Source organism: Hallella absiana, from assembly GCF_025457485.1.
GTDB lineage: Bacteria > Bacteroidota > Bacteroidia > Bacteroidales > Bacteroidaceae > Prevotella > Prevotella absiana.
The window spans coordinates 117,444-142,231 of sequence record NZ_JAMXSP010000009.1 but is presented as its reverse complement, the minus strand read 5'-3'; the positions used below and the strand labels follow the sequence as shown (position 1 = coordinate 142,231).

Genomic DNA, 24,788 nt, shown 5'->3' with positions numbered 1-24,788 from the left:
TGAAAGCCTTCAGGTCATGCCTGAAGGGAATAAGGGATATACCCTTCTTTTTCTATAGATGTGTTACTGTCTTTGGTTAGGCAGCGGCATCTGCCCGCCACGGACAATCCCCCTTGGGCCCTAATTCTCAAATTTTTGAGATAAAAAAGAATACTATTCTCCACTTTACAAGCTGACGCTGCCGCTTTTTCTTGATTTTTTTCGTATCTTTGCGAAAAATAATCAAGGATGAAACAACAAATAGAGATACTTGGCAAGAGTTGCACGGTTTATCAACGGGGCGAAGCACCGCAGACGCTTCTATTGCAGCCCGTCGACGAGCATGATCGTGAGGAGTTGGACACTGAGATGGAGTGGATCGTCGGTCATAGCACTGTGGATTTTCGTTTCATCGCCGTTCATATCGACCGGTGGTTTGACGAGTTGGCTCCCTGGCCAGCTCCACCCGTCTTTGGCAAGACGCCCTTCGGCAATGGCGCAGCTAAGACACTCGACAGCCTCCGGCAGATTGTCGCTGAGGAGCAACAGCGCTTGCCCGCGTCTGTAGAGGCTCCGATGAAGGTCATCATTGGCGGCTACTCCTTGGCAGGACTCTTCGCGCTGTGGGCTGGCTATCAGCCCGACCAACCTTTCGACGCTGTTGTGGCCGCTTCTCCATCGGTGTGGTATCAAGATTGGCTCGACTATGCCGCCACTCATCAGCCTCAGTCCGGTGCCTTCTATCTCAGTCTCGGCGATCGTGAGGAGCGCTCGCGCACGCCCATTCTGACAACCATCGCCACGGCCATCCGCCGTCAGCAACAACTCTTGGAGCAGGCTCATGTCGCTAACACCCTTAAGTGGAATTCCGGGAACCATTTCCAGGACAATGGTCAACGGACGGCCAAAGGGTTTATATGGGCAATGGAAAATTTGCTTCATCGCTAATAGGATTATAGTTTCATCTATCGTCACCATTTCAATTCTATTTTTATCTTATCAATGGACACCAAGATCTCTAACAACGAAATTCTGACAGACGCATGCCTGATCACCGACCGTCTGATCGCCCTGCGCAATGACCGTCAGCGAGACATACTCATGCGCTTCTTCAAGACTGGGGCCGGAGAGTATGGCGAAGGCGACGAGTTCTTGGGCATCAAAGTGCCTGTGACCCGCAGTGTGGTGAAGATGGTGGATAAGAACCTTCCGCTTGCTGAGACAGAGCAGTTGCTGCTTTCTCCTTGGCATGAGGTACGGCTTTGTGCGCTGCTGATATTAGTGGAGCAGTTTGGCCGTGTTACCAATCGCAGTGATCAAGAATCTATGAAGCAGCGCGACGCGATCGTCAGCTTCTATCTCCATCATGCCGACCGAATCAATAATTGGGATCTTGTCGATGCCTCTGCTCCGAAAATCATCGGACGTTGGCTGATGTGCCCAACCAACTTAGGCAAGCAACGCAACATCATTGATGCTTTGGCTCACAGCAGTCATCTGTGGCGACAGCGCATCAGCATGGTGTGCACCCTCACGCCCACACAGCAGGGCGATCCCTCGTGGTGTCTACGCTATGCCGAGATCCATCTCCACGCTACTCACGACCTCATGCAGAAGGCCGTTGGCTGGATGCTCCGTGAAATGGGTAAGCACGTCAGTATGGATCTCTTACGCGATTTTCTCAATCAACATGCTCATGAGATGCCGCGAACCATGCTCCGCTATGCCATTGAAAGGTTTGACGAGGCTGAACGGCATGATTTCATGGCGAGGAAATGTAAGAAGCAAATGGCAGGATAGAGTGTCCGTCAATAAACAATGTCTTGAAAACTGACAAAAAACGCCACTCTTTTTGCGATTCTTTTCGAAGAGGCAGTCACTCATCGTGATTTTTTCGAATTTTAGTAGTTTTTCTTAACCATCAGTCTGTCAATAGCTTATGCACTTTCGAAGTTTTATGTCTCTCCTATACTATTGCTTTTACTATATAAAAACAGACTTTTATCACTATCATCTCAGTTGTTTCTACTCGTCATCTCAGTTGTTTTATCGGGTCATCTCAGTTAGATGACAGGATCATCTCAGTTAGATGATCGTCAAAATCCAATTTTATCCAACTTTAAGCATCCCTTTTCCTCAAAAAGCACTGGCGCATTTCTCTATAATGCAAGCTCAGAATAACGGTCTTTTGTCAATACGTTTTCAAATACTATATGAATTGTTTATGTTTCCTACAAAGCAACTCTATAGCCCATCGCCAAACGCCTCCTGCTTGTCACACATCATCGACGGGTATTGTCTTTCCACCTTTGCAAAGACACAAATACCGAAGAAGGCAGCCTCACAACCCCAGTATTTTTGTTTCTCCCTCATCTTTTTCTGCCAAAATTGCAGTATTCTCAAATAAAATGCGTAATTTTGTCAACCCATGAATACTACAGAACTGCAAAGAATCAAACAGCGCTACAACATCGTAGGCAACAGCGATGATCTGAACCACGCACTCGACGTGGCCCTGCAAGTAGCCCCCACCGACCTCAGCGTGCTGATCGTCGGCGAGAGCGGCGTGGGCAAGGAGATCATCCCACGCGTCATACACGACAACTCACCCCGGCGCCGTGAGCGTTACTTCGCCATCAACTGCGGTTCCATCCCCGAGGGTACCATCGACAGCGAGCTCTTCGGCCACGAGAAAGGTGCCTACACCGGAGCCGTCGGCGAAAGCGAGGGATATTTCGGTGTCGCCAACAAAGGCACCATCTTCCTCGACGAAGTCGGCGAGCTGCCCATGGCCACACAGGCACGACTGCTCAGAGTACTCGAGACGGGAGAGTATATTCGCGTAGGCGGACAGGAAATCAGAAAGACCGACGTGCGCATCGTCGCCGCCACTAACGTCAACATGCGTAAGGCGATCTCTGAGGGACGCTTCCGCGAAGACCTTTTCTACCGACTCAACACCATCCCCATACAGATGCCGCCTCTGCGCGAGCGGGGCAACGACATACTACTGCTCTTCCGGCTCTTCGCCATGCAGATGGCCGACAAATACCATCTGCCGAAGATCACCCTCACCGACGATGCCAAGCAACTCATGCTCCACTATAAGTGGCCCGGCAACGTCAGACAGCTCAAAAACATCACCGAGCAGATGTCAGTGCTCAGCGAAAACCGGGAAATCAACGCGGAACAGCTCAAGCACTTCATCCCCGACGATCCCGAGAGTACGGAGCTCGCCACCATCAGCCAGCCCGGACAGCACTCCTACGAGAATGAACGTGAGGCACTCTATAAGATTCTCTACGAGCTCAGAGGCAGCGTTGCCAACCTCAGGCACGACCTCAACTCCATGAGAAAACAACTCGACGATACCCGCGAGCTCAACAATATGAGTGCTTACCGCAACCAGTATCTCGACACCCCATCCTCTGCCATGCCCGCGCTCACACCAGCCGGACACCCGCTGAATGGATATGACGGCGTCTCGCCCACGCAGGATGCAGAAGCCGAGGAAATCAAGGCTGAGCCCGAAAGCCTCAACCTCAACGACCTCGGACGACAAATGGTCGAGAAAGCACTCGAAAGAAACAATGGCAACAGGAAAAAAGCTGCTCAGGAACTGGGCATCTCCGACCGCACACTCTATAGAAGAATCAAACAGTATGGTCTCGATAAAAAAGAATATTAAAGTCATCCGGCACGCGTTGCTGGCCCTCACGCTGCTTATCTCCACCATTGCACTGATGAGTGCTTGCAAGGTAAGCCTGAAATTCAACGGCGCCAGCATCGACTACACCAAGACCAAGACCATCCGTATCGCTGACTTCCCCATACGCTCCAGCTATGTCTGGGGACCCATGGGACCGATGTTCAACAATCAGCTCAAAGATGTCTTCGCCAACCACACCCACCTGCAGCAGGTCAGGCGGGGCGGAGACCTTGTCATCGAAGGTGAGATCACACAATACAGCCAGCGCAACAAATCCGTCTCCAGTGAAGGATACTCTGCGCAGACCGAGCTCTCTATGACCGTCAACGTGCGCTTCACCAACAACGCCAACCACAGTCAGGACTTCGAGAAGCAGTTCACCTCCACCAAGAGCTACGAGACCACACAGAGCCTCTCCAGCGTGCAGCAGGAACTCGTGGAGCAGATGTGCAAGGACCTCACCGATCAAATCTTCAATGCCACCGTCGCCAACTGGTAATCATCATGGACATAGCGCAATACATACAACATCCTGAGCTTTTGGACCGCGAGACCGTCTACGATCTCCGCAGCCTGCTTGCGCTCTATCCCTACTACCAGAATGCGCGGCTGTTGCTGCTCCGCAACCTCTACCTGCTCCATGATCCCTCGTTCAACGAAGAGCTTCGCCAGGCAGCCATCTACATCACCGACCGAAAGGTGATCTTCAACCTCGTAGAGGCCGCTCACTATCAGCTCAAAACCGACAGGCAGGAGAGTAGCCAGCCGCACAGCCAGGACAAGGCAGAGAACAAGGGCGACCGCACCATCTCGCTCATCAACAACTTCCTCGACACCATACCCGAGGAAGAAAAAGAGAAGGAAAAGCCCAAGAAGACCAAACGCAAGCCCACTCCCGCCGATGCCGCTGTCGACTACGTCGCCTATCTGCTGGAAACAGAAGATGACGACGAGCAGGAGACACCGCAGGAGCAGCCTCAGCTCAAGGGACAGGATTTGATCGATAATTTCATCAATAATGACAAGGGAAAAATAAAATTGAAGGATACGCCCGAGTACCTTCCCAAAATAGAAGAAGACGGAAACAAAGACAGCGTAAAAGAGGATAAAAGCTATTTCACCGAGACTTTGGCAAAGATTTACATCAAGCAGGGCCGATATGAGAAAGCTTTGGAAATTATTCAGCAATTAAATTTGAATTATCCAAAAAAAAATGCTTACTTTGTAGACCAAATACGCTTCTTAGAAAAGTTGATATTAAATAATAAAAATAATAAGTAAAAGTTTATGTACACGTTTTTCGTTATTCTCATCGTTGTGGCATCACTGCTGATGATTGGCATTGTACTCATACAAGAGTCCAAGGGCGGCGGTCTGTCCAGCAACTTCTCCTCCACCAACTCCATCATGGGTGTGCGCAAGACCACAGACTTCGTGGAGAAGGCTACATGGGGCTTGGCTGCCTTCATGGTGGTCATCAGCATCGTCTGCGCTTACACAGCTCCGCAGAGCACCGCTGATCAGAGCGTGCTTGAGAAGGCTGCCACAGAGAGCCAGACTACCAACCCTACTAACACACAGGGCTTCCAGGCTGGCCAGCAGGCTCCTGCCCAGGGTGCTGCTAAAGGTACAGCCGCTCCGGCTCAGGGTGCTCAGAGTGCCCCCGCAACACCTGCTGCTCCGGCAAAATAAAAGAAAAATGCAAAAAAGTAAGGGATAAATTTGGTGGTTTCAAAAAAATCCCTTACCTTTGCACTCGCTTTTGAGAAACATCTCAGTCACACTTCAACACTGACTCAGATCTCTCACATAGCCTTACATGGTGGGCGTAGTTCAGTTGGTTAGAGCGTCAGATTGTGGTTCTGAATGTCGTGGGTTCGAGTCCCACCCCCCACCCCTCAAAAATCCCCGTAGTCCAAGAGACTGCGGGGATTTGTCGTTTATATCGAGCCTACCCTCTCCTATCGATACCAAGAAAGAAGCCCGCCTTTTTTATATATAATATTTGGAGGCTATCATATTTATTATTATCTTTGCGCATAGGAAACAAAACAAGCCATGGTAACACAGAAAGAGACTCGAGAGAAAGAACGCTCCAGCAGGGAAAGCCTCGGGAAGTTCTTCTATGACCTTGCAAAGGCCACTTTCACGATTATGGTGCTCACGAATTCCATAGCATTATTCATATCGACTAACTATGTATTAGCTGGTATATTCATTGCGGTAGGATTGACTTCCACGGCAGTACTTGCAAGAATAGGTTATTCAATAATTAAAAAGTAAGAACTATGATAATAATGATTATGACATATGGTGCCATTGCCCTTTGCGGCCTCGGCATTCTGCTTTGGTTCCGTACCAAAAGCGGGAAGAAGTGGCTATCTGATCTATAAAGTTAGCGCTTTAAGAAACGTACGTTCTGCGTTAGCCGTTCGGTTTGCCACGACTGTGCCGTGGTCCTTGTTCCGCCCTCTATTGCCCGTCAGAAACAGCAAATCCCTGCTGCTCCTTAGGAACAGCAGGGATTTGCTATTATCTATCACTTGCGGCTCAGTCTGCCTTTGCCACATGCTTGCGCTTCCCGCTAAACTCCGTAAAGTCGACACGAATGATGCCAACACGGTGAAACGACTTCTCGCTATACTTATACCCGATCTCCTTGAAGTCGGGCGACAGCTTGTCCACCAGCAGATGCAGTGCACGCATCATCTCTTCGGCAGAGAGATGGATATGCGCCTCACCCCGCAGGATGACGCTCTCATACTCTGTGGTGAAGTTGCGTGGCAGCAGATGCACGCGTCCAATGATGCAGAACGACACTTGTGGATGCTGCTCCAAAGCCCGCAGCTTATGCCCCTCCGGAGCACAGTGGATGTAGATGGAGTGGTCGCCGTCCCACACATAGTTCAGTGGCACACCATACCCCGAACCGTCGACATCCTGCATCGACAGCACACCATATTCACTCTCCCGCAAGAGCTCCAAAGCCCTCTCCTCGTCCATCAGCCTATCCTGGCGGCGGACAGTGTCGTTGACATACTTCATTTCTTCTTATCCTTTAATCATGGTGATAATCATCTTGAAGGGCTTCTCAGCCTTGACAGCATGGCGCGCACCGGCAGGTATCACCAGAGCCTCTCCCGTTTGGAGATGCAGTGTCTCATCCTCCAGCATAAACGTCATCTCACCGTCGATCACCTGAATGAGCGCGTCAAACGGTGCCTGATGTTCGCTCAGCCCCTGTCCCTTGTCAAATGAGAACACGGTGATGCTTCCTGCTTCATTGTGTTCCAGCTCACGGCTGACCACACTGCCCTCGGCATAGTCTACCAATGCCTTAGGTTCGAAAACCTTTCCTTTTTCAAACGTAGCCATAAAAGTAATATTATAATGTATAATGTATAATGTAAAAAGTATAATGTATAAATAATTGAGGAAAATGAAAAATGAATAAATAACAGCGCAGAAAGGAAGATGCCCTTCACGCCATTATTTATTCATCATCATTTATACATTACGCATTAATCATTGTCTTGATATCCTCGTCTACAGTAGAGATGGTACCGAGGCCAAAGCTATCCTGAAGCACTTTCAGCACGCCGGGAGAGACAAAGGCGGGAAGCGTAGGACCAATGTGGATATTCTTCACGCCAAGGCTCAGCAGAGCGAGGAGCACGATGACGGCCTTCTGCTCGTACCAGGCAATGTTGAAGGCAATCGGCAGATCATTGACATCAGCAGCACCGAAGATCTCTTTGAGCTTCAAAGCCACCACAGCCCACGAATAGCTGTCGTTGCACTGTCCGGCATCGAGCACACGGGGAATGCCATTGATGTCGCCAAGGTTGAGCTTGTTGTATTTATACTTAGCGCAGCCCGAGGTGAGGATCACCACATCCTTAGGCAGAGCCTGGGCAAAGTCAGCATAATAGTTACGGCTCTTCATACGACCGTCGCAACCACTCATCACCACGAACTTGCGGATAGCGCCACTCTTGACAGCCTCCACGATCTTGTCAGCAAGGGCAAAGACTTGGTCGTGAGCGAAGCCACCGACAATCTCGCCATGCTCAATCTCCTCAGGAGCCTGGCACTGGCGTGCCATCTCGATGACCTCAGAGAAGTCTTTATGGCCGTCGGGACGTGTAGCGATATGCTTCCATCCGGGGAAGCCCGTAGAATTGGCTGTGAACACACGACCTGCATAGTTAGCCTTCGGTGAAGGAGGCACAATACAGTTGGTAGTAAAGACGATAGGACCGTTGAAGTGAGCGAACTCCTCTTTCTGCTTCCACCAAGCATTACCGTAGTTACCTACGAGGTGCTTGTATTTCTTCAGCTCGGGATAGTAGTGTGCCGGCAGCATCTCACCGTGGGTATAGACATCGATACCCGTTCCCTCGGTCTGCTCCAGGAGGTCAGCAATATCGTGGAGGTCGTGACCGCTGATGAGGATGCCCGGACGCTTGCCCACGCCAATGTTCACCTTTGTGATCTCTGGCTTACCGTAAGCTCCTGTGTTTGCCTTGTCAAGCAGTGCCATCACGTCAACACCGTATTTACCGGTGGTGAGAAGCAGCTGCAACAGGCTGTCAGCAGTAGCGTCGGGATTGGTGATACCAGCCAAAGCCTCAGCCATGAAGCCGGCGATAGCCTCATCGCGCTGTCCCAAACGTGCGGCATGCTCGTAGTAAGCAGCCATGCCTTTGAGTCCGAGTACGATAGTCTCCTTGAGCGAGCGGATGTCTTCGTTGGTAGTGCGCAGCACCGTCTCGCGATCGCCCTCAGCCTCGTAGTCGCTCTTCTCGCCGCCCCACTCTACTTCATGATAGTCGGGCAGTGTCACTCCGAGCTCGGTAGCCTTGGCCAGCAGCTGTTTCTTCAGAGCGATACCCTTGTCGACTTTCTGCAGCAATGCGCTGTCGTCAAAGTTGGCATTGGTGATGGTGGCAAAGAGCGCGTCCACGATGAAGTCATCCACAGTGGTGTCGTCACTCTGTCCCTGCTGCAACAGTGCGTGATAGATGGTACCTACACCACGTGTCACACTCAGCAACAAGTCCATCCAACGACTTGTCTCGGGTTTCTTACCACATACGCCACTCACAGTACATCCTGTACCCTTGGCGGTCTCTTGACATTGATAGCAAAACATCATATCTTTCTTCTGTTTATAAGTTATATTTATTGTCTAATGATTGGTTACGAATTCTGTCCGTCAAAGCGTGAAGCCTCCATCTCGATGGCTTTGGGGAAGATGATGTCATTCTCGACATGGGTGTGCTCCTTGAGGTTCTCACGGAACTCGCTGAGCTGGCGCATCAACTCCTTATAGTCTTCCGACGCGTCGGCCGGAGCCTGGTAGTCGTTGAGCAGTGTGGCGATGCGTTCATGGCGCTGCAACTCAGCATCGTGGTCCGACATCATCACGTTGATGGGGTTGCGCACCGTGCCGCAATGCATCGGAGCAATGGGCTGTCCGCGGCGCACGGCATCGTAAAGATCGAGGATGTAAGGGAAGAGCACCCGTTCCTCCTTCATCAGATGGGTGTCGAGATCAGAGAGCGACTGGCTGAAGAGTTGCTCCACCTCGTCGAGCACGAGATTCTCCATCATCACCTTATTAATAAGGCGCAGCGTGTCGGGGCCATTCTCTCTCACCCCACGATGATGCACCTTGAGCACATAGTCCACAAGTAGGTCCAGCGGCCACTCGCAGAAGTTGTATCTGCTTTTATCTTCCATCTTGTTCAGCGTAATTATAGATTGACGGGTGCAAAGTTAGGAAGAAAGAAAAGGAGTACCGGTAACAATTGTTACCTCAGCGTATTAATTAGAGTTAAAGATGAGAAATACACCACTAAGACAGGATATTGATTAAACTTTCAGCAGACGTCAACGTCATATAATTGTTTTTGCACGACAAACAAAGCATTCTGTATTCAGAATAGAATTTTCAATATCAGATATGAAGAAAGCATTACTCCTCGCTTTGCTATTGATGATGACGATAGCATCAGCGACAGCGCAACAGAAGATCAGCGGTACGCTCATCGACCGCGACTCGAAAGAGCCAGTACCTATGGTCACCGTTCAGCTGCTCAAAGCCGACTCAGCTTTTGTCTCCGGTTCGGTGAGCAACGACAGCGGTAAGTTTGTCATTCAGGCGCCTGCTCCCGGCAAGTACCTGCTGAAGATTTCGAGCATCGGCTATGTCACCGCCATCAAGCGTCTGCAGATGGAGGCTGAGCACAACTTGGCCTTGGGCAACATCGTCATCCACTCCGACGCTGTGATGCTCAAAGAGGCACAGGTGACAGCACAGGCCCTGAAGGTGACGCTCAAAGAGGACACCTTTGTATATAACAGTGCTGCCTACCGCACTCCCGAGGGCTCCACCATCGAGGAACTCGTCAAGCGATTGCCCGGCGCTCAGGTGAGCGACGACGGCAAGATCACCATCAACGGCAAAGAGGTGAAAAAGATCATGCTCGACGGCAAGGAGTTTATGACCGGAGATACCAAAACGGCCATGAAGAATATCCCGACGAGCATCATCGACAAGGTGAAGGCCTACGACCAAAAGAGTGACCTGGCACGCGTCACCGGTATCGACGATGGCGACGAGCAAACTGTGCTCGACTTCGGCACGAAAGCTGGAATGGGCAACGGGACCATGGCCAACGTCGATCTCGGCGTAGGGACAAAAGACCGGTATGCCGAAAGACTTTTCGGTGGATGGTTTAACAAGGAGGCTCGCGTCTTTGTCATGGGTAACACCAACAATGTCAACGACATGGGATTCGGTGGACGTGGCGGATTCGGCAGAAACCGCAACGGACTCAACGCTTCGAAAATGGGAGGCGCGAATGTCAACTATGAGAAGAAAAACGTTGTTAAAGTCGATGGCAGCGTCAGATGGAACCACAGCGACGGCGACATCTACTCGAAGAACTCCAGTGAGAACTTCGTCAGCAAGTCGGCTTCCTTCTCCAACAGCCTCAACCAAAGCTATTCCCGCTCCAACAGCTGGAACGGGCAGGCACGCATCGAGTGGACACCCGACACGATGACCAACATCTTGTTCCGCCCCACTGCCTCCTACTCCACCAGCGACGGACTGGGCGCCAACAACTCGGCCTCCTTCAACGACGACCCATTTAAATATGTGGTGGATCCGCTTTCTGAGGATGGCTTTAAGACACTCGACGAGAATGGACAACTCGTCAACAGCCGTCGCAACACTTCCATGAGCTTTTCCCGCAACAAGAGCCTCGGCGCAGAACTGCAATACAACCGTCGTCTCAACAGCCGTGGGCGAAACGTCACGCTGCGTGCCGACGCCAACTACTCCGACAACGACAGCAAGAATCTCTCCACCAGCAACGTGCATCTCTATCAGATTCAAAACGCCCTGGGACAGGACTCTACCTATCAGACCAACCGCTACAGCCTCACGCCGACAAAGAACTACGGCTACACCTTGCAGGCTACATACAGCGAGCCGCTGTGGCGCGGTGCCTTCCTGCAACTGCGCTACCGCTTTAAATACAGCTACAGCAAAAGCGACCGCTCTACTTACGACTTCTCCAATCTCGGTGAAGACCTCTTCTCGGGTATCAATCCCGCCTACCGCTCTTGGGGCAACTATCTTGACCGTCTCGCCAACCCCTACACCGATTACCTCGACACTAATCTGAGCCGCTACTCGGAATATAAGAACTATACACATATCGTGGAGCTCATGCTGCGCATGATACGCACCAAATGGCAACTCAACGCCGGTGTGATGGCACAGCCACAGAAGTCGCACTATATCCAGGACTACCAGGGCATCAGCGTCGACACCACACGCAATGTCTTCAACGTCTCGCCGACCTTCGACTTCCGCTACCGCTTCAGCAAGGTCAGCAACCTGCGCATCAACTACCGAGCCAACACGGCGCAGCCCAGCATCTCGCAGCTCCTCGACATCACCGACGACTCTGACCCGCTCAACATTCAGAAAGGTAACCCGGGACTGAAACCGTCATTCACACAAAATTTCCGGTTCTTCTATAACAACTACTGGGAGAAGACACAGCGCGCTATGATGGCACACCTGGGATTCTCCACCACCAACAACTCCATCAGCTCTAAGGTGACCTACGACGAGAAGACTGGTGGACGCACCACACGGCCGGAAAACATCAACGGACAATGGAACATGAACGGTGCCTTTATGTTCAACACACCGCTTGACTCGGCTGGTATCTGGAATATCAACACGTTCACCAACATGAGCTATGCCAACAACGTAGGCTATGTGACGCTCAACAGCACCTCTGACTCGCAGAAGAGCACTACCAAGGATCTCAACCTTTGGGAGCGTCTCTCTGGCAGCTACCGCAACAGCTGGCTGGAGGTGGAACTCGACGGACAGCTCTCCTATCGCCACTCTCGCAATGAGCTTCAGTCCACCGCCAACCTCGATACGTGGCAGTTTGCCTATGGTGCCAACGTCAACTTCTCTCTGCCTTGGGGCATGTCGCTCTCTACAGACCTCCACGAGAACAGCCGCCGAGGCTACAGCGATCCTTCGCTCAACACCAACGAGCTGGTATGGAATGCACAACTCGCACAGAGTTTCCTGCGTGGTAAGCCCCTCACAGTGATGTTGCAGTTCTACGACATTCTCCACAACCAAAGCAACCTCTCACGCACCATCACGGCCATGCAGAGCAGCAACACTGAGTATAACAGCATCAACAGCTACGTGATGCTCCACGTCAACTATCGTCTCAATCTCTTTGGCGGCAAAGGCATGGGGCCCGGTGACGGTCATCGTGGTCCCGGCATGGGTCCTGGTCGTGGAGGACGCCCGCCAATGGGTGGCTTTGGTGGTGGCAGACCTCCACGTGGCGGTGGCTTCGGCGGATTCTAAAACACTATAGAATAAAGCATGATAGTGCAAGGTATGAAAGCACTAAAGCATAAAAGCACAAAAAAAGGGAACTCTTCACTGAGTTCCCTTTTTTTGTTGTATGTAAGGAAACTGCTCTTGACAACCCCATATATAATAAGGTGTATCCGCAGTCTCCTATATAAATAAGGTGTATCCCTATAGTGCTTTCACTGCCTTGGCGAGTTTCTCCAAAGCCTGGCGGATATAGTTTCGTGGTGAGCCTACGTTGAGTCGCATGAAGCCTTCACCGCCGGGTCCGAACATCTCGCCGTCGTTGAGAGCCAGATGAGCCTTGTCGATGAAGAGGTCGAGCAGTGCTTCATGGCTCAGCTGCAGATCCCGGCAGTCAAGCCATACGAGGAAGGAGGCCTGGGGGCGCAGCGGACGGATGCCGGGGATATGCTCCCGACAATAGTCTTCCACGAAACGGATGTTATCCTCCACGTAAGCCAGCATCTGCCGACGCCACTCCTCTCCCTTGCGGAAGGCAGCTACCGTGGCGATATGGGCAAAGATATGCGCCTCATCCAATTCATTGGCCTTGAGCCAACCAAAAAAGCGGTCACGCAATTCCTTGTTGGGCACGATGGCATGACTGGTGATGATGCCAGCGATATTGAATGTCTTCGTGGGCGACTGAAACGTAATGCTGATGTTAGCAGCCTTCTCCGACACGCTGGCAAAAGATATATGGCGGTGTCCGAAGAGTGCCATATCGCAATGAATCTCGTCCGAGATGACCAGCAGGCGATGATCATAGCAGAAGTCAGCTAACCGGCTGAGCGTCTCACGTGTCCAGCAGATGCCACCCGGATTGTGAGGATTGCATAGTATCAGCAGCCGGCACTTGTCGTCGCAAACTCGCTCCAAGCCCTCGAAATCCATGTCGTAGTAACCATCCTCCCGTCTGATAAGCGGATTCCACACCACCTCCCGATGATTGCCGCGGGGCGTGAGGAAGAAAGGATGATAGACCGGCGGCATGACGATCACCTTTTCGTCGGACTTCAGAAAGATGTTGCAGACCAGTCCTATGCCCTTGACGATACCGGGAATAAACGACAGCCACTCCCGCTTGATGTCCCACTGATGATGGGAGAGGACCCAGTCGTGGATAGCGGGGAAGTAATCTTCCGGCTCTATAGTGTAGCCGAGAATAGGATGCTCCAACCGATGACGCAAGGCATCGAGAATCTCCGGACAGACTGCAAAATCCATATCTGCCACCCACAAGGGTTGCAGGTCGTCACGTCCCCAGCGTGGTTTCAGTGCCTCGTGCATGAGATCACCCGAACCACGCCGCTCAATGATCGTATCGAAATCGTATTGCATAACTAAGAGTTGAGAGTTGAAAGGTGAAAGGTGAGAGTTGAGGCCGGGGCTATGCCCAACTCTCATGATTCCTATAATTAGCCCTCCAAAGCCTGCTTGATGTCCTCAAAGAGATCGTCGACATCCTCCAATCCGATGGAGAGACGGATCGTCGTGTCGCTGACATCCATTGCCTTTTTCATTTTGTCAGGGAAGAGACCAAAGATTGTACTGGCAGGATGGATGGCCAGCGTGCGGTTGTCGAAGAGATTGGTAGCACGGTGGATGAGTTTCAGATGATCAATCATGCGGAAGCAAGCATCTTTCGACTCCAAATCTATGCACACCATAGCGCCTGCCGTGGTGCCGAACTGCCGCTGTGCGAGCTCATGAAAAGGATTATCCTCCAAGCCCACATAGTTGACCCGCTTGATCTGAGGGAGAGTCTGAAGCTTTTGTGCCAAGACCAATGCATTGGAGGACTGCACACGATAGCGCGCGTCGAGTGTCTCCAGTCCCATCGTCTGCAGGAAAGCCACCTGCGGAGTCATGTAAGCGCCAAGATTAAAAAGCATCTCGTTTTTCATCACCTCACCAAAATGCGGTGTGGTGCCATAGTCGATGACCAGTCCGCCTAATGATGTAGCGCCACCGCTGACATACTTCGTACTGGACACCACCTCGATGTCTACGCCCAAGTCATGGGAAGAGAACATCGTGAAGGGAATGGTTGTCGTGTCGGCTACCAATGGGATATGATGGGCGTGGGCGATCTCTGCCAGCTTGCTCAAGTCAGCCACCTCCATCTGCGGGTTGGTGATGATCTCCAAAAAGATGCAGCATGTATTCTCGTTGATAACAGCCTCCACAGCCTCCGGATCAGTCAGATCTGCAAGCTTGCAGCCCACACCGAATTTGCGGAGGGTGGACATGAGCAAAGAGAACGTGTTGCCAAAAAGATGCTTCGATGTCACAACATTCTTGCCTTGTGCCGCAAGTGCCATGATCGTATTGCTGATAGCTGCCATACCACTATTGAGCGCAATGACATTCTTTGCGCCGGTGAGGGCCTTGACACGTTCCTCAAAGTTGGAAACCGTAGGATTTTCACAACGGGAATAGTCAGGTGCGTCGATACGGTTGCAAAAGGCATCGCTCATCGTCTGAGCATTGTCAAACTCATAGGCTACTGCATTGTACACCGGCATACTGAGTGCATCGTAAGCGTCGCGCCGCTTATAGGGCACATGTATGGCTTGTGTCTGTTTCTTCATAATCTCTTTATCAATAATAGTTCTTTACGAAAGTTCTACTTTAGTACCTCACGCCATACAGCAACCCTGTACGACAGGATTAATACCACTGCACAGCATTGCTGTAACCGCTCCGCTTGTCATACTTCAGTGCGTCGGTAAGTGTGGCAGCGTTGCAACGGAAGGTGAAGTTATAGCTTGTGTATGGAGCCAGCACCACAGAGCAACTCATGTTGAAGCAGTGAAGATCGCGCTGCAACGACGCTGTGGTCATTGAGATCTTGTGGTTGTCGAAATCATAACCACTGGAGAAGCTGATATTCCATCCGTCGCTGATGCGCAGGTTGCCGCTCATATTCAGAGTCTGGGAGAAGCTGTAGGGATAGCGCATACTCTTATAGTTGAACTTCCCGGAAGTGTTCTCCCTCATCGTGATGCCATAGCCGAAGGTGATGGACCAAGGCATGGAGAAGCGCATATAGCCGTCGTCGTCGGTGCTGGCCTTTCCGCCACCACTTTTCTTCTTGGCTCCATTCTGTGCCTTGATCATCTCGTCATCGACATTACTGTTGATGTCGGTGTCTATGCCCTCGTCATCATCGTTGTTGTCTTTGTTCTTGTTGTCCTTGTCCTCATCGCTTCCACCACCGAAGAGTTTGGCAATCTTCTCGGGAGTGAGCGTATAGGAGATGTTCTGCGACATGCCCTGGAAACGGCCAAAGCGGCCACGGCCCCACTCTGTATGGTTACCGACATAAGGCTTGCCGTTTTCGTCGAGATCATAAGCGTAGGTAGCAAAGACCGCATTCATGTTGAAAGTATAGTTCTTCCACCATTTCAGTCTCAGTCGCATGCTCAGATCACTCCACTTATGATAAGAGGCCGCCATGTTGTAGGACATGCTGGCACCGAGTTCATCGATAAGACTGATCTTCTTGAAACCCGTCGAATCCTCGTCGCTCTTGATTTTCATCTCAAGATTGTTGGACAAGTCCATCGAGATGCTACCCGTCTTGCCTTTGCCCGGCACGGAATAGAGCTGGTCGGAATAGGGTGAATACTCCACGAGCGACACGTTGCCGTCGGCATCAGTCTTCTGATAGGTCTGATAATAGCCGTAGCGCGAAGCACCGAAATCAGGCGCATAGCTGAAGGAGATCTGCGGTGTGATGACATTGCGGATGGCCTGAATCTTATCGCCGAAGATCTTTCTGTTAGGGACGGCAAACAGATAGAGCTTGGTATTGGCCGAGAGACTCAGGTTCCAGTTATAGACATTGTGGAAGCCGTAAGTCGTGTCCCGCACCTCTTCCTGTCTCGCCTGGTCCCAGGAGCGAGTGACCTTGCTCGAATACATACGGTCAGTGAAGTTGAAGGAGGGCGAGATGTTGATATAGTTGAACAGCGTAAAGTTGCCGCTGATCGGTATGTTGTGCTGCATGCCGTTTTTCCAGTCCTTGATAAGATTGGAGTGCATGAGCTTGTCTTCCTTGGTGTTGATCGAGTTGCTGAGCTGTCCGGTATAGCTCATCGAGATCTTCTCATACCATTTCTCGTCGCCCACCTGATGCTTGCGGCGGAAGGGATAGAAGCGTGAGATGTTGATATTCAGGTCGGGCAACGTCATGGCGATACTCGAATCGCGCATATTCTGCGAGAGGTTGGCAGAGGAACTCAGCGACAGTCCGATGCTGGAGAAGGTGGTGCTCCAACTGACCGAAGAGGTACGTGTCGACTGGGTAAGCGACTGCGGATTGTACATACTCGTCAGATTGTTGCGCTCATACTTCGAAGACGCAAAGTTGACGCTTGCCGAAAGACTGCTGAAAGGGTTGGCCTTAGCGTCTTGGCGGTGGCTCCATTGCAGTTTGAAGCTCTTCTGCTCAGAGAAGTCCGGCATGCCCTTGTCACCGGTCTTGGTGTCCTGATAGCTGAAGAGGAATGAGCCACTGTATTTATAGCGTTTCCGATAGTTGCTGGCTGCCGAGAAGCCCCACGAGCCTTTGGTGTAGATCTCGCCCAAGAGCTTCAGATCCCACTTGTCACTCATGGCAAAATAGTAGCCGCCATCGCGCAAATAGAATCCACGGCTGTTCTCATCACCATACGTCGGCATGATGAAGCCACTGGAATAGCTCTTGGTGAAGGGGAAAAAGCCGTAAGGAATGGCGAAAGGCAACGGCACATCGGCGACAACCAGATAGGCCGGGCCAAAGACCACATCCTTGCCGGGACGTACCTTGGCACGCGACAAAGCAATATAGAAGTCGGGATGCGGTGCGTCGCAAGTGGTGTAGCGTCCGTGAGCCAGATAGATCTCACCATTGTCGTTGCGTTTTGACTGCTCACTGGTCAGGAAGCCATCCTCCTGCTGGGTATATACATGTTTGATGAATCCTTTCTTGGTCTTGAAGTTAAACGACATTGTGTCGGTGTCGTAGGTGTCCTGCCCCATGACAAAGACTGGCTTACCCTTGATACCGTCCTTTGCCGTGGTGTCTTTGGATCCGGTAGCATGCACAAGACTGCTGTCAAGACTCAACTTGATCTTGTCGCTCTTCAAGTCCATATTCTCGTACTTCACCTCAGCCGAACCGTAGAGATGGGCGGTATTGGAGGATGCCATATACACCAGCGAGTCATCGGCCTGATAGGTCACGGGGGCATCGATGCCGTTTTTCTTCTTACGGTTGATGGAGTCGAGGCGCAGCGAGTCGTCTACCGCCTTGTTGTGGTGATAGACAGCGAGTTGCAGCGAGTCCATGTCCGTGGTGTCGGTAGCGGCATCATCTGCCTGCAATCCTTTGACACGGGAGGAGTCCGTCTGTGTGGTATCAGCCTTCTTGCCGGTAAGCCGCTTGTCGGGAGAAGGCATAGCGCCACTGGCCATGGCCACAACCATGACACCCACTGCCGATAATATAATGAAAGGCTTACTTCTCAATGGATATTCTGAATAATGTGAATACAATGAATAGCGCTCATCATGAGCTATGCAAAATTACGCAATATCTGTTGAACAACCGAGGGTTTACGCATTTTTAACGTTCAGGCTCAAACAGGGTTTTCCATTGCAGGAAACGCTGGAGACCGTTCTCTCCAAACTTGGCAAGGCTCTTCGCGGCCTGCTCTGGCGTCTTGACTTTCTTGAGATTGGACTTGCTGTAGAACTTATCAGCATAGCAAATCAGCTTCTCTTCCAGTGTCTCAGGCAGGAAATCCTGATGTGGCAACGGCAAGTTCTGACGCACGATCTCCTCTTTGGTCAGTCCCGCGCCGGTATGCCGCTCGCATACGCGGGCATGCTTGGGATAGCCTTCCTCACGCATCAGCTCTGCGCCCAAACGGCCGTGACAGATATAAGGCTCTGTACCGTGACAGGCAATGCCGGGCGCGTCACAACGGAAGATGCCGATGTCGTGAAGCATCGCTGCCTCCTCGACAAACTGCCGGTCGAGATTCAACTCGGGATGACGGTCGCAGATCTCCAATGCCCGCGCCGTCACAGCACGACTGTGAACGAGCAGGATATGGCGCAACTCATCGTCGGCAGGATAGTATTTGTCTATGATCTTCTGATAATCCATATAAAACGAATTCATCATCCACCCTTCTCCTTGCTTCTTTGCAGGCCTGGCCACGCCACAGCGGCGACGGCTCTGCTCTTTGGGAAGCAAAGAGAAGAATAGATGATGAAATATGATATTAGTGTTGACGCTCTATGTAAGCGATGACATTGCCCTTCTGGACTTTGCTGCCCTGCTTGGCGTTGATCTCCACGAGCTTGCCGCCGAGATCAGCCTTGACCTCCACAAACTCGCCCCAAGGAGCCTGAATATAGCAGAAGGTATCGCCTTCCTTATATTCCTTGCCAATGTAAGGCTCTACGGCAGGAGCGCACTCGCCCTCGCCCTGGAACTCCCAGAACACCTGACCCTTCACCGGAGCGACAATAGCGTCTGCCTTGGCGTGCTTGAAGGCGGCGAGCTCCTCTGCAGAGAGTTTGCTGCCCATCTTGGCATCCTTAGCCTTCTGCAGGTCGGCCAGCATGTTCTTCTTTGCCTGACCGCTCTTGTAGTTGCGATACTGCTCGGGGTGCATGGCGAGCTCGAAGAGTTCTTCGTCGTCCTTGCCATAGTCCCATCCGTTCTCGTCCATCTCCTTCTTGAAGTCGTCCAAAGCGGGTTTCAGCAAGGTATGCGGATCAATGTCGGTAAACTCATAGCCTTTTTCCTTGGCCAGTTCCTTCAGCTCGGGAGCGATCTCGCCAGGCACCTTGCCACTGCGGCCGAGAATCATTCCCCACATGGAATCATCCATATAGACATAGCGTCCCTTGCCTTGCTCCATAGACAGCAAGTTCATCAAAGAGATGTTCTTTGTATACTGAGAGAACGGTGTCACCAATGGTGGATAGCCCACGCGAGGCCATACGTAAGCAACCTCATTGAAGAGCTTGATGAGCAGATCGTCGACGCTCAACTCGGGTTCGCCTTTCTTCTTACGCAGATTGTTGATAGTTCCGCGGATGCCGCCAAGGTCGCTCATCATCGAACCCATCATACCGCCGGGCAGTCCGCAGCTCAACAAGAGCGAGGACATCAACTTGTTTTGAGGATTGATGAAGTAGCCCAACCACTCGTCGATGAACTCCTGGGTCAGCGCACGTGCCTTCATATAGGCGTCCATGTTGATGTCTGCCACCTCAAAGCCGGCGTTCTTCAACATGCTCTGCACAGAGATGACATCGGGATGAACCTTACCCCACGACAGCGGCTCAATGGCAGTGTCGATAATGTCGGCGCCGTTCTTGCAGACTTCCAGGATAGAAGCCATACTCAGACCCGGACCGGAATGGCCATGATACTCGATGATGATCTCGGGATGCTTGTCCTTGATCATCTTGGTGAGCTTGCCCAAGAAGGCAGGCTGACCGATACCGGCCATATCCTTCAGGCAGATTTCCTCTGCACCGGCCTCTATTTCCTGATCAGCCAGATGGCTGTAGTATTCAAGTGTATGGACGGGTGAAGTGGTGATACACAGTGTTCCCTGCGGTGTCATACCTGCTTCCTTGGCCCACTTGATAGACGGCGCGATGTTGCGGATGTCATTCAGACCATCGAAGATACGGGGAATGTCCACACCCTGGGCATGCTTGACACGATACATCATCGCACGCACATCGTCAGGCACAGGATACATACGCAGGGCATTCAAGCCACGATCAAGCATGTGGGTCTTGATGCCTGCCTCATTGAAAGGCTTGCAGAAGGCACGCACTGCATCGTTAGGATTCTCACCAGCCAAGAGCTGCACTTGCTCAAAAGCACCGCCGTTGGTTTCCACACGGGAGAAACATCCCATGTCTATGATGACCGGAGCAATACGCTCCAACTGATCCTTGCGTGGCTGAAACTTACCTGAGCTCTGCCACATGTCACGATAAACGAGACTGAACTGAATTTTCTTACTCATATTTATCTACTACTTCTGTTTTCATCTATTTCTTGCTGTGGGAGTCTCTTCCTCCCTCGCTAAGGCTGCAAAATTAAATAAAAAAAAGCAAAATACGGCTTGTACGGTTGATTTTTTATGATTTATAACTATCTTTGCACTCAAAAAGTAACACTCTCGATGATGCGTGCAAAAACATTGATCACTGTCACTTTGGCCGCAGGCTTGTTTGCAGCTTGCAGCAGTGACAAAGCAACAAAAGATCTCTCCAACATTCAGTTGGAGTCGGAACTGAAGATCACAGGCGACAAGACCGTCTATGGACTGGCCTGCGAGGGCTGTAACGACTCTACCATTCTGCTCCTGCCCAACGACGGAAGTGATCCGGTGAAATACGACATCATTGACGCCACACGCAACCACAAGGTCCGGGGCAAGATCAAGACGGGTGACTGGATCTGTCTGCTCACCAACAAACACGACAAGCACGTGGCTGACTTCGTGATGGATCTCGACCAGTTGCGCGGCATCTGGTGCTATATCGTCATGCCGAAGATGCGCGACTATGCCAAAATGAGCAAGCGCCTGCAGGCCCGCATGATGGAGAACATGAGCGACTCGATGAAAGAGACGTTCCTCATCCCGCGCGAATATGGCTTCTGGCTCAAGCGGCAGTGGCAAGCTCAAAGCGTCGGCTATGTCAAAGAAAGCAGCACTCTGGCCGAAGAGAGCCCAGTGGTCTATCCTCAACTGGGCTATTACGTCGCCTGGGGCATCTGGAATGGCAAGATCGTCATCGCAAGAGGCATCCCGAAGTTCAGCGACACGGGGCAGGTGTCAGTAACGAATATGGTAAACGACACCTGCGACGTTGACTACTTAGATGCCGACTCTCTCGTGCTCTCATCCGACGGACAGAGCCGCAGCTACTACCGCAAGAGCGACATCAACGATGTCAACAAGCGGGCCAATGCCATCGCTGCCATGCGCAGCAAGCAGGCCCTCCAGCAGGCCACGGAAAGCAAATAACTGCACAACAGATCTCCGAATGCAAAAAGCCCTGGGCACCATTGTCTCAAATGGTGACCAGGTTTTTTTAGGTATATGCGCATCTTTTTATGGATCCTTCATGCCAATATGCGCTCTGCGAGGAACAAGCAATCAGGAAAGCAAAGCGACTGAAACCTTTTCTTCTTGACGTCTTACCGTGCAAACAAAGAACTTGACAAAAACCAGTCGGGAAGAAGTCTCAAAATAGAAAAAAAACGTATTATAAAATAGAAAAAGCAACTGCGAAAAGGCCATTTTTATAGCTTCGTTTGGTCATCTCAGTGATTTTACTCTGTCATCTAACCGAGATGACGAGGTCATCTCAGTGAGATGATAACAAGAAAAGGGTGCTTTGACGAGAAATTCTCTAGAGAATTTCTCGTCAAAGTACCCTTTTGATTTTGGTAGGCAAAGCGACTTGATTGTACACCTCTGATTATTAGCCACTTACAAAAAGTAGCTAAAAATCGCAAAATCAAGAGCAGAAGAGGGCTTGCTTCAAAAAATCGCCGCCACAGAGGCGGAAAATTGTCAGTTTATCCAACAATATTATGACTGAGCCTCTATCTGTTTTCATTCACGCCTATTCGTGCGTCTCGAAACGTTTCTGTGCCAAGAGCTCATAGCGTGTGCCCTTGCGCCCATAGTTTGCATAAGGATAGATGCTGATGCCCCCACGGGGAGTGAACAATCCCGTCACCTCTATATATTTAGGATCCATCAACTTGATCAAGTCCTCCATGATAATGTTGACACAGTCTTCATGGAAGTCGCCATGATTGCGGAAGCTGAAAAGATAGAGCTTCAGGCTCTTGCTCTCCACCATACGCACATCAGGGATGTAGCTGATGCGGATCTCAGCAAAGTCGGGTTGTCCGGTGATCGGACAAAGCGACGTAAACTCAGGGCAGTTGAACCGCACCCAATAGTCGTGATCCTGATGTTTGTTGACAAAGGTCTCCAGCACTTCCGGAGCATAGTCCATCTTGTATTGTGTCTTGGCACCGAGGGCTTTGAGTCCCTCTGATTTGCGTGTATCTTCCATATTGTTTTTTGTTTGAATCATCTGATTTCTATCTTTCCAGCCTTATCAGAGGCTGAACACATTCCATATATTATAGTTGACGCCTACGTCATAGACATCCTCACCTTCGTGCTCCTTAAGTCTTTTCACGACGCGAATGGTCACCGGCAGTGCAATGATCTCATAGACAGTCTTGAGCACTACTTGCCACAGCATCAGCGCAGGCAGAGCCGTGAGCGGCACAACTCCACCCAAGGCCAGCGGAAAGAAGATCAGTGAGTCGCAACTCTCTCCGGCCACCGTACTCCAAATGGCACGGGAGGAGAAATGACGGCCTTTATCACGGATCTTCATCTTGCTCATCACGTAGGCATTCATAAAACTGCCCACAACGAACGCCACAAAAGAAGCCAGGGCTATGCGGGGTGCTAAACCAAAAACGGCATGGAAGCCTTCCTCATTGTGCCAGTAGGGCGCACCGGGAATGGCATCACACAGGGCTCCCATCGCCACGAAGAAGAAATTCATGCCAAAGCCCAGCCAAATCAGCAGACGAGCCTTGCGATAGCCCCACACTTCGCACACGCAGTCATTAATAATATAGGATACGGGAAATACCAGCAGTCCGCCCGTCAGATTGACAGGCCCCACGGCAATCTGCTTCGTTTCCAACACGTTTGCCGTAATCAGACAAACACAAAAGAGGGTGCTGAACAGCATGAACAGCACGCTCACGGATTGTTTTTCTCTTTTCATGTTCTTGTTTTTAAAGAGGTTAGACAAGCACTCTGTAAAATATTGAATAATGAATTAAATACAGTATTGAATATTGAATTTAAACAGTGATGAATGGCGACGGCTCCAAGCCTATACCTGACAAAGAAGATAAGCGATATATCCGATAAAGAGCGCCGACAGTACGCCTCCTTCCCAGCGCTCAATGCGATACTTGGTGAAGGAAAAGAGCCAAAGCAGAATCATGGAGATAACCATCACGCTGAGATCTACAGTGGTAATGCCTTGCGTACTCATCGGGGAGATGATGCCGGTGACGCCAAGAATCATCAGAATGTTGAACACATTGGAGCCTAACACATTGCCAATGGCAATGCCACTGTTACCTCTGCTGGCAGCAACTGTGCTGGTAGCGAGCTCAGGCAACGACGTACCGCAGGCCACAATCGTCAGACCGATCACGGCATCGCTCACGCCTAAGGTATGGGCCAATGCTGAGGCATTATCCACAAACACCTCTGAACCGACAATCAGTCCGATCAAGCCAACGACGATTAGCAAGGACGCTTTGCCCACACCGATATTGACCGGCTGCTCCAAAGAATCCTCGCCTGCCTTCATGCCTTTCCTGGCTTCAAGCAGCGTCAGATACATGAACACGAGAAACAAAACAAACAGTATAGCTGAATCCACCCTGCTGATGTTGCCGTCCAGACAGAGCATCAACAGCACTACAGAAGCAACAAGCGCAAACGGGATGTCGCGTTTCACGGTGCCATGAAGGATGGAGATCGGGGCGACCATAGCTGCCACACCCACAATGAGCAAAGCATTGAAGATGTTGCTGCCAACCACATTGCCCACTGCCAAACCAGGTTTGCCGCCAAGTGCAGACATCAGACTGACGAAGAACTCAGGCATGGAGGTTCCCATGGCCACAACGGTCAGACCTATCACGATTTGAGGAATACCCATACGAGTGGCGATACCTACCGAACCATCAGTGAGCCAGCCTGCTGACTTCACCACAGCTACGATGCCTATTACCAACAAAGCAACCTGAATCCAAGTTTGAGAAGGAGCAAAGTTAAACAGCAACAAACTCATATTAAACATATTTTTTGCAAAGGTACGAAAAAACCCTGAATATTCACATACTCAGGGTCTAAAACTAACAATCACACAATTATAAATCTATCAATCTATTATGCTCTTATGTCAAAGCCTGCACTTGGCTTATGCCTTAAGAGACTGGTACAAAACCTAAATGCTTCAAAAATGCTTAAACCTATTTGCTTACTTATCTGCACTATAGATTGCAACAGA

At 50.9% G+C, this 24,788-nt stretch carries 22 protein-coding genes and 1 tRNA gene; 10 read left to right on the top strand and 13 right to left on the bottom strand.

Annotation, left to right across the window (positions count from 1 at the left end; all coding sequences use genetic code 11):
* The first annotated feature begins 228 nt into the window (after positions 1 to 228).
* Together NG346_RS06685 and NG346_RS06680 are read left to right on the top strand one after the other, a co-directional pair.
* Positions 229 to 927, top strand: coding sequence for an alpha/beta hydrolase-fold protein (locus NG346_RS06685; protein ID WP_262279296.1), 699 nt, complete (start codon positions 229 to 231; stop codon positions 925 to 927).
* A 54-nt stretch (positions 928 to 981) separates the two neighbouring features.
* On the top strand, positions 982 to 1,779 hold the full coding sequence (locus NG346_RS06680) for a DNA alkylation repair protein (RefSeq protein ID WP_262279295.1): 798 nt from the start codon (positions 982 to 984) through the stop codon (positions 1,777 to 1,779).
* 444 nt (positions 1,780 to 2,223) lie between these two features.
* Here NG346_RS06680 and NG346_RS06675 read toward each other — a convergent pair whose 3' ends face one another.
* On the bottom strand, positions 2,224 to 2,352 hold the full coding sequence (locus NG346_RS06675; protein ID WP_262279294.1) for a hypothetical protein: 129 nt from the start codon (positions 2,350 to 2,352) through the stop codon (positions 2,224 to 2,226).
* A gap of 55 nt (positions 2,353 to 2,407) precedes the next feature.
* On the opposite strand from NG346_RS06675, the gene NG346_RS06670 reads away from it, so the two are divergent.
* The 6 genes from NG346_RS06670 (at position 2,408) to NG346_RS06645 (ending at position 5,971) form a co-directional block, all read left to right on the top strand.
* Entirely contained in the window at positions 2,408 to 3,667 is a 1,260-nt protein-coding gene (locus NG346_RS06670) for a sigma-54 interaction domain-containing protein (protein ID WP_262279293.1), read from the top strand.
* Positions 3,642 to 4,187, top strand: a complete 546-nt coding sequence (locus tag NG346_RS06665; RefSeq protein ID WP_396266741.1) for an LptE family protein — start codon at positions 3,642 to 3,644, stop codon at positions 4,185 to 4,187. The genes NG346_RS06670 and NG346_RS06665 overlap by 26 nt, the downstream gene beginning before the upstream one ends.
* Positions 4,188 to 4,192: 5 nt before the next feature.
* On the top strand, positions 4,193 to 4,969 hold the full coding sequence (locus NG346_RS06660) for a tetratricopeptide repeat protein (RefSeq protein ID WP_262279292.1): 777 nt from the start codon (positions 4,193 to 4,195) through the stop codon (positions 4,967 to 4,969).
* A 6-nt stretch (positions 4,970 to 4,975) separates the two neighbouring features.
* Positions 4,976 to 5,380 carry a preprotein translocase subunit SecG gene (gene secG / locus NG346_RS06655; RefSeq protein ID WP_262279291.1) on the top strand — a complete coding sequence of 135 codons (405 nt, stop codon included), beginning with the start codon at positions 4,976 to 4,978 and terminating at the stop codon, positions 5,378 to 5,380.
* A gap of 129 nt (positions 5,381 to 5,509) precedes the next feature.
* Positions 5,510 to 5,585: transfer RNA gene (locus NG346_RS06650), tRNA-His, on the top strand.
* 161 nt (positions 5,586 to 5,746) lie between these two features.
* Positions 5,747 to 5,971, top strand: a complete 225-nt coding sequence (locus NG346_RS06645; protein WP_154532985.1) for a DUF6722 family protein — start codon at positions 5,747 to 5,749, stop codon at positions 5,969 to 5,971.
* Between the two features lie 267 nt (positions 5,972 to 6,238).
* Here NG346_RS06645 and NG346_RS06640 read toward each other — a convergent pair whose 3' ends face one another.
* The 4 genes from NG346_RS06640 to NG346_RS06625 form a co-directional block, all read right to left on the bottom strand.
* Entirely contained in the window at positions 6,239 to 6,733 is a 495-nt protein-coding gene (locus tag NG346_RS06640) for a pyridoxamine 5'-phosphate oxidase family protein (RefSeq protein WP_262279290.1), read from the bottom strand.
* A 6-nt stretch (positions 6,734 to 6,739) separates the two neighbouring features.
* Positions 6,740 to 7,063, bottom strand: a complete 324-nt coding sequence (locus NG346_RS06635; RefSeq protein ID WP_262279289.1) for a cupin domain-containing protein — start codon at positions 7,061 to 7,063, stop codon at positions 6,740 to 6,742.
* A gap of 139 nt (positions 7,064 to 7,202) precedes the next feature.
* Entirely contained in the window at positions 7,203 to 8,843 is a 1,641-nt protein-coding gene (hcp, locus tag NG346_RS06630) for a hydroxylamine reductase (RefSeq protein ID WP_262279307.1), read from the bottom strand.
* A 47-nt stretch (positions 8,844 to 8,890) separates the two neighbouring features.
* Positions 8,891 to 9,433 carry a hemerythrin domain-containing protein gene (locus NG346_RS06625; RefSeq protein WP_262279288.1) on the bottom strand — a complete coding sequence of 181 codons (543 nt, stop codon included), beginning with the start codon at positions 9,431 to 9,433 and terminating at the stop codon, positions 8,891 to 8,893.
* A 223-nt stretch (positions 9,434 to 9,656) separates the two neighbouring features.
* On the opposite strand from NG346_RS06625, the gene NG346_RS06620 reads away from it, so the two are divergent.
* A complete protein-coding gene (locus NG346_RS06620; protein WP_262288455.1) occupies positions 9,657 to 12,611 on the top strand; it encodes a TonB-dependent receptor in 2,955 nt (984 codons plus the stop codon).
* A 177-nt stretch (positions 12,612 to 12,788) separates the two neighbouring features.
* Here the strand turns inward: NG346_RS06620 and NG346_RS06615 are convergent, their stop codons facing one another.
* From NG346_RS06615 to NG346_RS06595, 5 genes are all read right to left on the bottom strand, one after another.
* Positions 12,789 to 13,964 carry a MalY/PatB family protein gene (locus tag NG346_RS06615; protein WP_262279286.1) on the bottom strand — a complete coding sequence of 392 codons (1,176 nt, stop codon included), beginning with the start codon at positions 13,962 to 13,964 and terminating at the stop codon, positions 12,789 to 12,791.
* A gap of 77 nt (positions 13,965 to 14,041) precedes the next feature.
* Complete coding sequence (locus NG346_RS06610; RefSeq protein ID WP_262279285.1) at positions 14,042 to 15,217, bottom strand: trans-sulfuration enzyme family protein; 1,176 nt, start codon at positions 15,215 to 15,217, stop codon at positions 14,042 to 14,044.
* Between the two features lie 79 nt (positions 15,218 to 15,296).
* Complete coding sequence (locus NG346_RS06605; protein WP_262279284.1) at positions 15,297 to 18,140, bottom strand: putative LPS assembly protein LptD; 2,844 nt, start codon at positions 18,138 to 18,140, stop codon at positions 15,297 to 15,299.
* A gap of 97 nt (positions 18,141 to 18,237) precedes the next feature.
* Complete coding sequence (locus NG346_RS06600) at positions 18,238 to 18,783, bottom strand: HD domain-containing protein (RefSeq protein WP_262279306.1); 546 nt, start codon at positions 18,781 to 18,783, stop codon at positions 18,238 to 18,240.
* A 118-nt stretch (positions 18,784 to 18,901) separates the two neighbouring features.
* Positions 18,902 to 20,674: a biotin/lipoyl-binding protein gene (locus NG346_RS06595; RefSeq protein WP_262279283.1), complete on the bottom strand. Its 1,773-nt coding sequence runs from the start codon at positions 20,672 to 20,674 to the stop codon at positions 18,902 to 18,904.
* A gap of 159 nt (positions 20,675 to 20,833) precedes the next feature.
* Between NG346_RS06595 and NG346_RS06590 the strand changes: the two genes are divergently transcribed.
* Entirely contained in the window at positions 20,834 to 21,682 is an 849-nt protein-coding gene (locus tag NG346_RS06590; RefSeq protein WP_317620783.1) for a hypothetical protein, read from the top strand.
* Between the two features lie 604 nt (positions 21,683 to 22,286).
* Here the strand turns inward: NG346_RS06590 and queF are convergent.
* From queF to NG346_RS06575, 3 genes are all read right to left on the bottom strand, one after another.
* Entirely contained in the window at positions 22,287 to 22,748 is a 462-nt protein-coding gene (gene queF / locus NG346_RS06585; RefSeq protein WP_262279282.1) for a preQ(1) synthase, read from the bottom strand.
* A gap of 45 nt (positions 22,749 to 22,793) precedes the next feature.
* On the bottom strand, positions 22,794 to 23,483 hold the full coding sequence (locus NG346_RS06580; protein WP_154532994.1) for a queuosine precursor transporter: 690 nt from the start codon (positions 23,481 to 23,483) through the stop codon (positions 22,794 to 22,796).
* Between the two features lie 111 nt (positions 23,484 to 23,594).
* A complete protein-coding gene (locus NG346_RS06575; RefSeq protein ID WP_262279304.1) occupies positions 23,595 to 24,569 on the bottom strand; it encodes a calcium/sodium antiporter in 975 nt (324 codons plus the stop codon).
* Positions 24,570 to 24,788 lie beyond the last annotated feature (219 nt).

Bases quoted from the DNA above. Each gene is read 5' to 3' on its own strand.
- NG346_RS06685 (WP_262279296.1), top strand. From the start codon at position 229: ATGAAACAACAAATAGAGATACTTGGCAAGAGTTGCACGGTTTATCAA.
- NG346_RS06680 (WP_262279295.1), top strand. From the start codon at position 982: ATGGACACCAAGATCTCTAACAACGAAATTCTGACAGACGCATGCCTG.
- NG346_RS06675 (WP_262279294.1), bottom strand. From the start codon at position 2,352: ATGAGGGAGAAACAAAAATACTGGGGTTGTGAGGCTGCCTTCTTCGGT.
- NG346_RS06670 (WP_262279293.1), top strand. From the start codon at position 2,408: ATGAATACTACAGAACTGCAAAGAATCAAACAGCGCTACAACATCGTA.
- NG346_RS06665 (WP_396266741.1), top strand. From the start codon at position 3,642: ATGGTCTCGATAAAAAAGAATATTAAAGTCATCCGGCACGCGTTGCTG.
- NG346_RS06660 (WP_262279292.1), top strand. From the start codon at position 4,193: ATGGACATAGCGCAATACATACAACATCCTGAGCTTTTGGACCGCGAG.
- secG (WP_262279291.1), top strand. From the start codon at position 4,976: ATGTACACGTTTTTCGTTATTCTCATCGTTGTGGCATCACTGCTGATG.
- NG346_RS06645 (WP_154532985.1), top strand. From the start codon at position 5,747: ATGGTAACACAGAAAGAGACTCGAGAGAAAGAACGCTCCAGCAGGGAA.
- NG346_RS06640 (WP_262279290.1), bottom strand. From the start codon at position 6,733: ATGAAGTATGTCAACGACACTGTCCGCCGCCAGGATAGGCTGATGGAC.
- NG346_RS06635 (WP_262279289.1), bottom strand. From the start codon at position 7,063: ATGGCTACGTTTGAAAAAGGAAAGGTTTTCGAACCTAAGGCATTGGTA.
- hcp (WP_262279307.1), bottom strand. From the start codon at position 8,843: ATGTTTTGCTATCAATGTCAAGAGACCGCCAAGGGTACAGGATGTACT.
- NG346_RS06625 (WP_262279288.1), bottom strand. From the start codon at position 9,433: ATGGAAGATAAAAGCAGATACAACTTCTGCGAGTGGCCGCTGGACCTA.
- NG346_RS06620 (WP_262288455.1), top strand. From the start codon at position 9,657: ATGAAGAAAGCATTACTCCTCGCTTTGCTATTGATGATGACGATAGCA.
- NG346_RS06615 (WP_262279286.1), bottom strand. From the start codon at position 13,964: ATGCAATACGATTTCGATACGATCATTGAGCGGCGTGGTTCGGGTGAT.
- NG346_RS06610 (WP_262279285.1), bottom strand. From the start codon at position 15,217: ATGAAGAAACAGACACAAGCCATACATGTGCCCTATAAGCGGCGCGAC.
- NG346_RS06600 (WP_262279306.1), bottom strand. From the start codon at position 18,783: ATGGATTATCAGAAGATCATAGACAAATACTATCCTGCCGACGATGAG.
- NG346_RS06595 (WP_262279283.1), bottom strand. From the start codon at position 20,674: ATGAGTAAGAAAATTCAGTTCAGTCTCGTTTATCGTGACATGTGGCAG.
- NG346_RS06590 (WP_317620783.1), top strand. From the start codon at position 20,834: ATGATGCGTGCAAAAACATTGATCACTGTCACTTTGGCCGCAGGCTTG.
- queF (WP_262279282.1), bottom strand. From the start codon at position 22,748: ATGGAAGATACACGCAAATCAGAGGGACTCAAAGCCCTCGGTGCCAAG.
- NG346_RS06580 (WP_154532994.1), bottom strand. From the start codon at position 23,483: ATGAAAAGAGAAAAACAATCCGTGAGCGTGCTGTTCATGCTGTTCAGC.
- NG346_RS06575 (WP_262279304.1), bottom strand. From the start codon at position 24,569: ATGAGTTTGTTGCTGTTTAACTTTGCTCCTTCTCAAACTTGGATTCAG.